Consider the following 12,686-nt stretch of genomic DNA (forward strand, 5'->3'; position numbering starts at 1 on the left):
CTTTGATGACAAATGAAGAATGGGCCGCATCAAACGATGCAACCGAAATGCTGGTTTCGCTGTATCTAGAACGGCCCGCATATTTTCAGGAAATCGTTCCCGAACTGCACAAGTTCCTGATCGCTTGTTGTTGGAAGAACAAGCATCTCACCCCACAGAAATCGCTAATAGATGGGCTAAAGGGCGCCGAAGATCGGGTCGCCGGAAAAATTGATGAAGACGAATTTTACCGATTGAACTGGCATGCCGAGGCAGCTGTTTTCGATCTGGCTTACTGGGAAACGGATACGCCCGAAGATGTTGAGCGTATCAAGGCCATGATCGAGGGGATATCGGAGCTTGATGGGATGTCGTTTAAGGATGCGCGGGGGGTGATGAACCGAGCAGCATCTTTTGCAGAAGCATCAATGATCTATCCGTGGCTGCGAATGGGCTCCAAGGCAAAACGTCCGCAACGAGAAAAGATTCAGCCTGAACGGTGGTGCGACCGCCTTTTCCGTTCTGAGTTTCTCTGTGCGGATCTGTTGCGCGAGCATTTGGCGCCTGATTTAGTCGACTAGCGACGCCGCCTTTTGGCCGCGTGAACGAGGATGTCCCGCCTCAGACCGGGTGGGCATATCAACTAAACTGAGCCACAAATTCCTCAACCACAGGCGCAACCTTGTCTCGCCAACGTGAGCCGTTGAAGATACCGTAATGCCCTGCGCCTTCTGCCATGTAGTAGCGTTTTTTATCCGCGTCCAAACCGCTCGCCAGTTTCAGCGCTGCTTTCGTCTGGCCCAGCCCAGAGATATCGTCGCGCTCGCCTTCTACGGCAAGCAAGGCAGTGTTGGTGATTTGCGTGAGGTCGACGATTTCGCCTTTGTGTTCAAACGTACCGTTCGGGATCGAATGTTTTTGGAACACTTCCTCGACCGTTTGCAGGTAGAACTCTGCCGTCATGTCGCACACAGCGCGGTATTCGTCGTAGAAATCCTTGGTCGCCTGGGCGCTGGCATCATCGCCAGCGGTCAGATGTTTGAACATCTCATAGTGGCTCATCATGTGGCTTTGCAGGTTCATGCTCATAAACGCCGATAGTTGCATGAAACCGGGATAGACCCGCCGCCCAGCGCCGCGATATTTTGCCGGAACGGTTGTGATGACCGATTGTCGGAACCACGCAATGGGCCGTTTCATCGCGTGATCATTGACCGATGTAGGGCTTTCCCGCGTATCAATCGGGCCGCCCATCATGGTGAGAGTGGCAGGTGCCGCGGGCGATTTGTGCTGATTGAGCAGGGCGGTCGCCGCAAATGCCGGGACCGATGGCTGACAAACAGCGAGCATATGCGGGCGCTGTCCGGGTTGAACTCCTTCGATGTATTCAAGGAATTCCATCAAATAGTCGATGTAATCGTCGAGGTCGAAGTTTCCTTCGTGAACAGGCACCGTCGCAGCGTCGGCCCAATCGGTGATGTAAACTTCGAATTTTTGAAGCATCCGTTCCACCGTGCCGCGCAGCAAGGTGGCGTAATGTCCGCTCATGGGGGCAACGATTAGCATTTTGGGACGGTCGTCCGCTATTCCATCAAGGCGAAAGCGCTTAAGATCGCCAAAGGGGCGATTGACCACGGTCGCTTCGATCACAGAATGAAGCGTGCCATCCACGTTCACTTCGGTGATGCCAAAAGCAGGTTTTGCATAATCGGCGGTTGCGTGGGCCAACACGTCGAGCGCGTTTGCAGCGATCGGCATCATGCCCATCTTGCCAAATGGATTGGCTGGGTTGGTCATAATCGATGCGCTGATGGAAGCGATGGAGCTGACGGAATTCATCCAGCTGCGCTGAATTTCATAAGCATGGTAAAGCATGTTTGGCCCGTCCTAGATGCGGCGCGCGACCCCTCACGCGGTGTAACCTTATCCATTACTAAATGGGCCTTTGTGGGCGATTGTGCAATGCACAATTTTGCGCGGCTTGGGCTTGAGTTGAAAAGAGTATGCTTTTTGCAGGTGAAATTTCGGCCCGGCATCGCTAGATCACCTCAGATATGGACGGGGACACCACCGAAATCACACAGGTCGAAGAAATGGACGGCGCGGACGCGGCCGGGTCGGAACGAGACGTGGAGAACACGGCTGCTTCTGAGAGCACGGAAAAGCGTCAGCGTTCGCTCGCGCCGTTGCGTATGGTCTATCGTGAAGCGGGCAAATACCCCTCTCAGATCGGCTTTGCCTTGTTGTCATTGGTGGTTACGGCGGCGGCTACGTTGGCCATTCCATGGCGGTTTAAGGTCATCATCGACGATGCATTCGGCGGCATTGCTGGCCCGGAAGAAATCGGACATGCGTTTCAATATCTCTTGATGATCGTGGTCATTCTGGGCTTCGGCACCGCCGCCCGCTTTTACTTCGTCAGTTGGATCGGGGAACGCGTGGTCGCCGATATACGGCTTAGGGTTCAGGAAAACCTTCTGCGCATGTCGCCCAGCTTTTACGAAGAGAACAGCCCCAAAGAAATCTCCAGCCGGATGACATCGGACACGGCCATCATCGAAACGGTGGTGGGCACGACGGTGTCGGTCGCTTTGCGCAACACGTTGACGGGGATTGGTGGGATCGCTTTGCTGCTGTATCTCGCGCCGACCCTTACATTAGGGCTCTTGATTGGAATCCCTCTGGTGATTCTGCCCATCGTATTCTTTGGTCGGAAAATTCGCGCCGTATCCCGCTCCAGCCAGGATCGCGTTGCCGATGTCGGTGCCTATGTGAGCGAAGTTTTGTCGGCGATGAAGATCGTTCAGAGCTTTGGTCAGGAAACCCGTGAGGCGGGGCGTTTTGGCGATGTGGTTGAACGCACGTTTGAGACAGCGCGCAAACGGATCATTTTGCGCGCGGCGATGACGTCTATCGTGATCTTGCTGATCTTTGGCGGCATCACGATGGTGATGTGGCGCGGCGCGCTGGCGGTTTCCGAAGGAGCTATCACAGGCGGCACGATAGCGGCGTTTGTGTTGACTGGCGGATTGGTCGCCGGGGCCATGGGGTCTTTGACAGAGGTCTATGGCGATTTGTTGCGCGGCGCCGGTGCGGCCAGTCGGTTGGCCGAATTGTTGGAAGCAAAGCCCGCCATTGCTGCTCCTGCGCGGCCCGAGCTTTTGCCCGATCCACCCCGGGGCAGTCTATCGTTTCGCAATGTGACGTTCCGATATCCTGCGCGGCCCGAAACACCGGCATTGAAGAATTTCAGCCTTGAGATTGAGCCCGGTGAAACGGTTGCGATTGTGGGCCCTTCGGGTGCTGGTAAATCCACGTTGTTCCAATTGGTCGAACGTTTTTACGATCCGCAAGTGGGCACCATCCGTATTGACGGTGTGCCTTTGACGAAAGCGGACCCGGCTGACCTGCGCGCGCGATTGGCCTTGGTCCCGCAAGACGGGGTTTTGTTTAGCGCGGATGCCCGCGACAATTTGCGATACGGCATGTGGGACGCAACTGACGAAGACATTTGGGACGCGGCCCGGGCGGCGAACGCTGAAAGCTTCTTGCGCGATTTGCCGGATGGGCTCGACACGTATTTGGGCGAAGGAGGCACGCAATTGTCCGGCGGTCAACGACAACGTGTGGCAATCGCTCGTGCTTTGCTGCGCGATGCCCCGATCTTGCTGTTGGATGAGGCAACCAGCGCGCTGGACGCTGAAAGCGAGCAATTGGTCCAACACGCTCTTGATGGGTTGATGCAAGATCGAACCACGATCGTTATCGCCCATCGGCTGGCGACGGTGCGCAAAGCGGATCGGATCGTTGTGTTGGATGAAGGCGAGATTGCCGAGCAAGGGACACACACAGAATTGACCGCAGCCGGTGGACTTTATGCGCGCCTTGCGTCTCTGCAGTTTGCATCGAACGAGGCCGCGTAATCTCGCCGGTCAGGCGTTGACCGTCCGCCACAAACCCGTTTTCCGCCGGGTTTGTGAGCCGATTGGAGCCGCATTTTTCGATAAAGCGTCATGCCTGTGCGACCAGCGGCACCCTTGCCAATTGTCCCGCGCTAAACCACCATCACGACATAAGTGAATTACCAACAGGGACACGCTGATATGATCCGCACAACCAAAATCCTGCTGGCCGGTACCGCCGCGCTGGCGTTGACCACCACCAGTTTAGCCAACGACCAACACGCCGATGAAAGCATCGGCATTCCAGGCGAATCCATCGAAAAGTTGGAGGCGCATGACGATCTCGAAGCGGAATTGGAGCAAGGCTCTCCCACGATGGATTTTGGCACGTGGGGCGTCGGCACCGATTTGATCGACAACACGGTTGCTCCTGGCGATGATTTCAACGCCTACGTCAACGGAAAATGGATCGCTGCCAATGAAATCCCAGCTGACCGCCAACGGTTTGGCGCGTTCGACATGCTGCGCGAAGGGGCAACGCAAGATGTCCGTTCTTTGGTCCAAACGCTGGTTGCATCAAACCCAGAGCCGGGCACACAAGCGCGCCGCATCGTGGATGCTTACAACGCGTATCTGAATGTCGAAGCAATTGACGCCAGCGGCCTCGCCCCGGCGCAACCTTATTTGAACGCTATTTACGGTGCCGCCGATTTGGAAGCGTTGGTCCGCTTGTTCGGAACACCGGGTTACCCATCACTTGTAGGTGCGGGTGTGACGATTGATGCACGCAACCCAACCGATTACGCCGTCGGCATCGGCTTTGACGGTATGGGTCTGCCCGATCGCGATTACTATTTGGTCGATTCCGAAAGCAATTTGGAAATTCGCGCGAAATATATCGAATATCTCAAAACCATGCTCGGCGCGGCAGGATATGCCGATCCTGCCGGTGCTGCGGCCGCAGTCTATGCCTTTGAAAGCAAGGTAGCTGTGCTGGAATGGGCGCGCCCGGTTCTGCGGATGCCACAATTGACATACAATGAGCTAACGCCGGAAGAATTGACCGCGATGGCGGGTGATTTCCCAATTGCGGCGCTGCTTGAATCATCGCAACTGGATGGCCAATCGCGCTTTCTTGCGCGGCAATTGCCGCCCACCGATGAAGAAATTGAGAGCATGGGATTGACCCCAGAACAGCTCGAAATGATTGGCGGCGGTTTGCCGGCTATGATGGAATTACTGACGCAAACGCCGCTTGCAACGATCAAAGCCTACATGGCCACGCGCTTCCTTTCTGGAAACGCTGCGGTTCTTTCCAGCGATCTGGATAAGGCCAATTTCGACTTTTACGGCAAAACCATCAGCGGCCGGGAAGAACAGCAAGAACGCTGGAAACGCGCTATTGGAGCGGTTGAGGGGTCCATCGGTGAACAACTCGGCGCGCTGTATGTTGACGAATACTTCCCCGAAACCAGCAAAGCCCGCATGGACGAGCTGGTGGCGAATCTGACACGGTCGATGAACACCGCGCTCGACAACAATGAATGGATGACGCCTGAAACCATTGCCGAAGCGCGCGCAAAACTGAACGGCTTTGTTCCGATGATCGGCTATCCTGGTGAATTCAAAACCTACGAAGGTTTGGAAATCTCTGCTGACGATCCGCTGGCCAACAGGATGGCAACGGCGCGCTGGGATGATGCGGATTCGCGCGCGCGGTTGGGTACGCAAGTTGATCCAAGCGAATGGGGCATGTTCCCACAAACGGTGAACGCCTATTACTCGCCTTTGACCAATCGGATCGTCTTCCCTGCAGCCATTCTACAACCACCATTTTTCAACGCAGATGCAGATCCGGCGGTGAATTATGGCGGGATCGGCGCGGTGATCGGCCACGAGATCGGCCATGGTTACGACGATCAGGGTTCGCAATTCGATGCGACCGGCACATTGCGCAATTGGTGGCAGGACCAAGACCGCGCCGGCTTTGTTCAATTCACTGATCAAATGGCCGGCTTTATCGAAGCTTATTGCCCCGTTGACAGTCCTGAAGGCCCTGTTTGCCTAAGGGGTGGACAATCCATGGGTGAAACATTGGGCGATGTAGTCGGATTGCAGATGGCGTATCGTGCGTATCGCCTTTCGCTGAACGGCGAAGAGGCGCCAGTTATCGATGGTCTGAGCGGCGACCAACGTTTCTTCCTTGGCTTTGCACAAATCTGGCGCGGAATGGAACGTGAGGCGAGCCTACGCAACCGGGTGATGACTGCGAACCACCCTCCTGGCGAGTTCCGCTTGAACAACGCGGTCCGTCATCTTGATGCGTGGTATGATGCGTTTGAAGTGACAGAAGATCACGCCTTGTACTTGCCGCCGGAAGAACGCGTCAGAATTTGGTAACCGAGATTGACATGGCCCGCGCTTCCTACAAGGAACGCGGGCCATGACTTTTCTACAAATGCTCATCATCGCGGTGGTCCAAGGAATCACCGAGTTTTTGCCCATATCTTCATCGGGGCATCTGATCTTGATTTCGGTCTTCACCGGGTTCGAAGATCAAGGACCGATGATCGATATTGCGGTCCATGTCGGCTCGCTCTTGGCCATCATCGTCTACTTTTTTAAAGATGTGATGGGCCTCGCACGCGGTGGTTTCGCCAGCGTCGGCATCGGCAAAGCCCCGGCCGAGCGTAAATTGTTCTGGTGGATTGTGTTGGGCACAATCCCGGCGGTGATTTTCGGTTTTGCGATCAAACTGGGCTTCCTCAATGGCTTTGTTGAAAGCACCTTTGGCATTCCCATTATCGAAGAAGACCTTCTTGCCTCCATCCGGTTTACCGATCTGATCGCGACCAATTTGATTGTCTATGGCATCCTGTTGGGTCTGGCCGACTACTTCGGTAAAGAAGAAAAAACCTTCGAACAGATGACGTGGCGTGATGGCCTTTTGGTCGGCATGGCACAGGCCTTGGCCTTGGTTCCCGGCACAAGCCGTTCGGGCGTCACAATGACCGCGGCCCGATTGTTGGGTTACGGCCGGTTCGAAGCGGCGCGGTTCTCTTTCCTATTGTCGATCCCGGCGGTGGCCGGTGCGGGCGTTTTGATCATTCCAGACTTATTGGAAGCGGACAGTTCGTTGTTGCTCGAAGCGGTCATTACTGGCGCAATGACATTTGTTGCGGCGTTCGCGACCATGGCGTTCTTAATGAATTTCCTCAAACGCGCATCCATGATGGTGTTCGTCCTCTACCGGGTCGCGATGGGTTGTGCGTTGCTGTATTTCTTCTGATCCGCGTGGTCATTGCGCGCGCTGGGGAACCTTTGCGCCCCGCCGTTCATTGGTGGAATGTAGAGCATGAACAAAAGGCTTTAGAAATCTGATGGCGTTGCTGTTGTTGATCACTGTTGGCGTGACTGCGGGCTGGTTTGCCTCAATCATCGCGCGCACCGAAGCGGTCGGTGACATAATGTGGCAAATCGCCACTGCGCTGGTGGCCAGCATCGCAGTGGGATTGTTCCTAAATTCGGGCACGGTGCTGGGTGGATTGTCCTTGATTGCACTCGGATCCGCATGCCTTGCGGCGATAGCAGCCTTGATTGCGTATCACGCTATTGCTGCGCGCAAAACGGACGGCGCAGACATCTAAAATTGCTCTTCGACGGCCGCGTTCGCAAGTCGAATGGACGGGTTAATCAAACGGGATCGGCGCTTGAACCTCTGCCCCCGCGCAGGTGGTATTCCTGTGTCCCGCGGTTCACGACATTATCGACATCAATGATCGCAGAATTCGCGTACGTGAAGCTGGGTGCGAGATTGCGGTACAGCCGGTCAAAGTCGCGCTCGACCGTTTGGCGGTACAAATCATCAAAACTTTCGATCACGAAATAGGTCGGTTGAAGATCGCTGATGACGTAATCCGTTCGCATCACCCGATCGACATTCAGCATGATCCGATTGGGGCTTTTCGCTTCGACAGCAAATTGCGCCTCTGTTGGGCCGGACAAGATCCCAGCACCGTATGCGCGAATGCCGTCGGCCTCTTCGATCAGGCCGAATTCCACCGTGTACCAATACAGTGCGCCCAAGGCTTTAAGCCGGTTGTAGCGCATGGCCTTCCACCCGGCGCGGCCATATTCCTGCATATAGTCGGCATAGACCGGATCGGTCAGCATCGGCACATGGCCGAACACATCGTGGAAGACGTCGGGTTCCTGAATATAGTCGAATGTTTCGCGAGTGCGGATGAAATTGCCAGCGGGGAAACGGCGGTTGGCCAAATGCCAGAAAAACACGTGATCGGGGATCAACATGGGCACCGGCACCACGCTCCACCCGGTTAATTTGTCCAACTCTTCGGTAAGGCGCGCAAATTCAGGAACGCCCCCGCGCGACAGATCCAGCTTATCAAGACCGGCGATAAAGGCGCTCGCCGCGCGGCCCGGTAGGATGTCCATTTGACGCGCGAACAGATCGTCCCAGATTGCGTCATCGTCCGCTCCATAGGCGGTTTGCGCAGGTTCCAGCCAATCATCCCCAAGATGCGCGGGTTTGACGAGCGGCGCAGTGAAGACATCTGCGGGCAGGTCTGGCAAACGGGTAAAGTCGGTTTCGTCTGTATCGAGAGCGGTCATGTCGTATCATGTGATACTACCTTGGGCGCGAAACCACAATCATTGTGAAGGAAGGACAAGGCCATGGCCATCAAAGGCAAAGATTACCGTAAGGCTTTGGAGCCGATGACCGAAGAATTGGTCGGGATGGCGCGTTGGGCGCGGACCACCGGCGCGCGCGTCGTGGTATTGTTCGAAGGGCGTGACACGGCAGGAAAGGGCGGCGCAATTCGCGCAGTCCGGGACAAGCTGAATCCACGCCAATGCCGCACCGTTGCCTTGTCCAAGCCGAGCGAGGACGAGCAGACGCAATGGTATTTTCAACGTTACATTCAACACTTACCCAGTGCGGGTGAAATCATCCTGTTCGATCGATCATGGTACAATCGGGCCGGGGTTGAACAAGTGATGGGCTATGCCAACCAACCGCAAGTCGATCGGTTCTTGGAACAAGTACCGGTGTTTGAAAAGCTGCTCACCGATGATGGAATTATGCTGTTCAAATATTGGCTGACGACAGATCAGGACAATCAGGAAGAGCGTCTGCGCGAACGGTTGGATGATCCGTTGAAGCGTTGGAAATTGTCGCCGGTAGATCTGGCCGCGCGAGAGAAATACGACGCCTATACCGAAGCACGTGAAGCGATGTTGAAGGCGACCCACTGTGACCACGCGCCGTGGACCTTGGTCGATTTCAACGATCAGAAACGCGGACGTCTCACCTTGATCCGCGATTTGCTTGACCGGCTGCCAGATACGCATGTTGAACCGCCGAAGATCGAGTTTCCCGATATGGACGATGATATGCGCAAAGAAAGCTATTCCGTGATGAAGCCAATAAAGGATTACCCTTTAGACTGACGCGTTCGCTTTCGTGATTTGCCTGCCGTCGGAAGCGAAGGCCCCCAATTCATAGCCCCCGTCAGTCGCGCGCATTGCAAGGTGCAATTCCTCGTCTGCGATTGCCGGTGAGACGCCCCGAAATTCAAATCGGCGCACTCGGTTCCCACCCAATTCACGCGCGGTCAATTGCAACAACGCGCTTGCGGTTAGGGGGCCGTGAACGACCAACCCACGATACCGTTCTACATCGCGTGCATAGGGCGCATCGTAATGGATGCGATGGGTGTTGAATGTGAGAGCGGAATAACGAAACAACAAAGCCGGCGACGGTCGCAGTGTGCGGGTTGCATCCCATTGTGCCGGGTCAAATCGACCATCACTGGGCGCAGGCGGGCTGAACGGTGCATCTTTCTCCGCCGCGTCGCGATAAACCAGTGTCTGCGTTTCCCGCACGGAAAGGTAGCCATTGGCGATCGTTTCGTGATCCACATTCACAAACGCAAGCGTCCCCGTGCTGCCTTCCTTTTCTTTGATCGATGCGACCGTGCTCGTCCGCTCAATCTGAGACCCAATGGCGATAGGTGCGCAAAATTCTATCGTGCTTGACGCCCACATTCGGCGCGGCATCGGGAATGGGGGAAGGAAGCTGTCGTCGGAGGTGTCGCGCGCCGGGTGACCATCATCGCCCAACGCGCCGGTAGCCGCGTCGGGTGTGCAAAGGGCAAAGTGCACCCCTTGAGGCATGATCGCTTGGTCGGGCGTCGCTAGGTCAAATGTCGAAAGCCAGCGTTGGGCGAAGCTTTCGTCCAATCGATCCGATGCGCGCACTTCGCGCCCAATCCATGCGGAGAAATCGGTCACTAAACCGCCCGTTCAAACACCGCCGCGATGCCTTGTCCGCCGCCGATGCACATTGTTTCCAACCCATAGCGGACCTCGCGCCGGTGCATTTCGTGGGCCATGTCGGCCAGAATTCTGCCTCCGGTTGCGCCAATTGGGTGGCCCAAAGAAATGCCCGATCCATTGACGTTCAAAATGTCGCGGCGGCTGTCGTCGCCGCTCCATCCCCAACCTTTCAAAACGGCGAGGACTTGGGGAGCGAACGCTTCGTTCAATTCGACCAGATCGATATCGTCCCATGAATATCCGCGTCGTTCAAACAATCGCTCGACCGCAGGGACAGGGCCGATACCCATACGCGATGGATCGCATCCGGCTGCTGCCCAGCCACCAAACCAAAGGCTTGGCGTGAGGCCTAGTTCATCCAATTTGTCTTCGGCCACCACAAGGCAGGCTGCGCCCGCATCGTTTTGCTGGCTGGCATTGCCGGCGGTGACGATGGCATCGGGATCACGTTTCAGATCAAGCGCGCGCAATTTGCCCAATGTCTCCATCGATGCATCGGCGCGGAAACCTTCGTCTTGGGCAAAGGTCACCGGATCGCCGCGCCGCTGTGGAACGTCAACGGGCACCAATTGCGCATCAAATTTGCCAGCATCCCATGCGGCGGCGGCGTTGCCGTGTGAACGCACAGCGTAGGCGTCGGCATCCTCGCGGCTAATGTCATAATCTTTTGCGAGATTTTCGGCGGTTTCGATCATGCCGGTGATCACGCCAAATCGTTCGATCGGTTGGCTCATTAATCGCCCGCGCGACAAACGATCGTGCAAAGTGATGTCACCCATACGCGCGCCGCCACGCCCTTGTGTTGTGTAATGTTCGACGTTTGACATGCTTTCGCAACCGCCCGCCACGACCACATCGGCCATCCCGGTTTCCACCATCATCGCGGCGTTCGCCACAGCCTGAAGGCCAGATCCGCAGCGGCGATCCAATTGGTATCCCGGCACTTCGAGCGGAAGGCCAGCTGCCAGCCACGACCAGTGACCGATCGCGGGCGCTTCTGCGTTGCCGTAGCCTTGCGAAAAGACCACATCATCGACTCTTTCGGGATCAATCCCCGACCGTTCCACCAACGCTTTTAAGATGATGGCGCCCAACTCTCCGGCGTTAAGGCTGGAAAGCCCACCAAGGAATTTGCCCACGGGAGTGCGCAAGGGCGAAACAATTGCTGCTCTTCTAGTCATTATCGGTCCTTATCAGAGAGGGCCAGGGTCCCGGCATCCACCAATTTGCCAATGGCACCGCTCGACAGTCCCAAACGCTCTGCCAAAACTTCCTCAGAATGTTGGCCCAGATATGGGGCTGGTGCCGGATCGGCCGGTGTTTGTTCTGGTATGTTCGCAAAAGAACGCGCCGCCGGGTATTCAAAGCCTGATGGGTTTGCCGGCGAAGGGCCAAACATAGGATTGCCGCCAACCAATGCTGGATCGTTCGCGGCCTCATGCGCAGTGCGGTATTTCTCAAAAGTGCACCCTTTGGCGCCCATGCGGGCCTCCAGCGTCTTGTAATCGAGACCGCTGGCAACATTCTGGAAAATGTCGAACAAAGCGTGACGATGTTTGAAACGCGGATCATCACCGTCTGAAAATTTGACGCCTACGTTGGCTTCTAATTCGCCAATTGGCTCGGCAACGTCGAACGCTTCGACAAGGCCGTGCCATTGTTTTGATGTAAGGGCCGCGACCATAAAGCGCACGCCGTCTTTGCTGCGGAAATCGCGACCAAACGCGCCCCAGATTGCATTACCCAGCCGCTCTCGGTCCGATCCGCGATAAAGCATTTCGGCCATTAGTCCGGCATTGGCGGTGGTTCCAATCGCCACATCGCCCAATGGCACGCGCACTTCGCTTCCTGCGCCGCCACCGTCGCGATGGCGCAACGCGGCCAACAGAGCAAAAGCGCAATAGGCACCCGTGATGAAATCCCATGCAGGCAGGACTTGATTGACCGGCGGTGCAGTTTGCAAATCCCATTCCTCCGGCCCGGTCATCAACGGATAACCGCTGGCCGCGTTGACGGTGAAATCCATCGCTTGTCGTCCATCGTGCCACCCCATGATCCGCACCGATGTCATATCGGGAGCGCCATCGGGTTGAGCGACTTTCATTGCGGCGTGCGACAGAAAGCTCTTTTCCGGCAGGTTCGTGATGCACTGACCTGTGTTTGCTGCCAAGGCGACGCACAATTCGCGCCCTTCGCCGCTGCGCAAATCAAGCGCGACCGATTTCTTGGCGCGGTTCAAATTCTCCCATGACAGCGAACGACCTTCTTTGGTCAGCATATAGCGATCGTAGTCGAGGCCGCCCGCTTTGTGATCCACGCGGATGACTTCCGCGCCCATTTGCGCGCAATACAGCCCCGCTGTCGGTGACGCGACGAAACTGGAAACCTCGACGATCGAGAGGTCATTGAGTAGCTGATACAAAGGTGGTGTCCTTAATAACTGAC

At 56.1% G+C, this 12,686-nt stretch carries 11 protein-coding genes; 6 read left to right on the forward strand and 5 right to left on the reverse strand.

Translation table 11 applies throughout. The annotated features are described in order from the left end of the window. Positions 1-5 precede the first annotated feature (5 nt). On the forward strand, positions 6-560 hold the full coding sequence (locus BQ8290_RS10160) for a hypothetical protein (RefSeq protein WP_108789849.1): 555 nt from the start codon (positions 6-8) through the stop codon (positions 558-560). 58 nt (positions 561-618) lie between these two features. Here BQ8290_RS10160 and BQ8290_RS10165 read toward each other — a convergent pair whose 3' ends face one another. Next, complete coding sequence (locus BQ8290_RS10165) at positions 619-1,854, reverse strand: polyhydroxyalkanoate depolymerase (RefSeq protein ID WP_108789851.1); 1,236 nt, start codon at positions 1,852-1,854, stop codon at positions 619-621. A 218-nt stretch (positions 1,855-2,072) separates the two neighbouring features. Here BQ8290_RS10165 and BQ8290_RS10170 point away from each other — a divergent pair, with 218 nt between their 5' ends. From BQ8290_RS10170 to BQ8290_RS10185, 4 genes are all read left to right on the forward strand, one after another. Beyond that, positions 2,073-3,902: an ABC transporter transmembrane domain-containing protein gene (locus BQ8290_RS10170; protein WP_108792267.1), complete on the forward strand. Its 1,830-nt coding sequence runs from the start codon at positions 2,073-2,075 to the stop codon at positions 3,900-3,902. Between the two features lie 180 nt (positions 3,903-4,082). Next, positions 4,083-6,281 (forward strand): M13-type metalloendopeptidase, encoded by a 2,199-nt coding sequence (locus BQ8290_RS10175; protein WP_108789854.1) that lies wholly within the window; start codon positions 4,083-4,085, stop codon positions 6,279-6,281. Positions 6,282-6,324: 43 nt separating this feature from the next. After that, positions 6,325-7,170: an undecaprenyl-diphosphate phosphatase gene (locus BQ8290_RS10180; RefSeq protein WP_108789856.1), complete on the forward strand. Its 846-nt coding sequence runs from the start codon at positions 6,325-6,327 to the stop codon at positions 7,168-7,170. Positions 7,171-7,261: 91 nt separating this feature from the next. After that, positions 7,262-7,528 carry a hypothetical protein gene (locus tag BQ8290_RS10185; protein WP_108789858.1) on the forward strand — a complete coding sequence of 89 codons (267 nt, stop codon included), beginning with the start codon at positions 7,262-7,264 and terminating at the stop codon, positions 7,526-7,528. Between the two features lie 46 nt (positions 7,529-7,574). Here BQ8290_RS10185 and phhA read toward each other — a convergent pair whose 3' ends face one another. Beyond that, on the reverse strand, positions 7,575-8,513 hold the full coding sequence (gene phhA, locus BQ8290_RS10190) for a phenylalanine 4-monooxygenase (RefSeq protein WP_108789860.1): 939 nt from the start codon (positions 8,511-8,513) through the stop codon (positions 7,575-7,577). A 63-nt stretch (positions 8,514-8,576) separates the two neighbouring features. Here phhA and ppk2 point away from each other — a divergent pair, with 63 nt between their 5' ends. Further along, entirely contained in the window at positions 8,577-9,353 is a 777-nt protein-coding gene (gene ppk2 / locus BQ8290_RS10195) for a polyphosphate kinase 2 (RefSeq protein WP_108789861.1), read from the forward strand. Here ppk2 and BQ8290_RS10200 read toward each other — a convergent pair. The 3 genes from BQ8290_RS10200 to BQ8290_RS10210 are packed head-to-tail and all read right to left on the reverse strand — an operon-like array spanning position 9,345 to position 12,663. After that, a complete protein-coding gene (locus tag BQ8290_RS10200; protein WP_108789863.1) occupies positions 9,345-10,196 on the reverse strand; it encodes an FAS1-like dehydratase domain-containing protein in 852 nt (283 codons plus the stop codon). The genes ppk2 and BQ8290_RS10200 overlap by 9 nt on opposite strands. After that, positions 10,196-11,422, reverse strand: coding sequence for an acetyl-CoA C-acetyltransferase (locus BQ8290_RS10205; protein WP_337661304.1), 1,227 nt, complete (start codon positions 11,420-11,422; stop codon positions 10,196-10,198). The genes BQ8290_RS10200 and BQ8290_RS10205 overlap by 1 nt, the downstream gene beginning before the upstream one ends. Beyond that, the gene (locus tag BQ8290_RS10210) at positions 11,422-12,663 is read right to left on the reverse strand and encodes a CoA transferase (RefSeq protein ID WP_108789867.1); all 1,242 of its coding nucleotides are present in this window, start codon (positions 12,661-12,663) and stop codon (positions 11,422-11,424) included. Before BQ8290_RS10210 ends, BQ8290_RS10205 begins: the two co-directional genes overlap by 1 nt. Between the last annotated feature and the right edge of the window lie 23 nt (positions 12,664-12,686).

This window comes from Erythrobacter sp. Alg231-14 (assembly GCF_900149685.1).
Lineage (GTDB): Bacteria > Pseudomonadota > Alphaproteobacteria > Sphingomonadales > Sphingomonadaceae > Erythrobacter.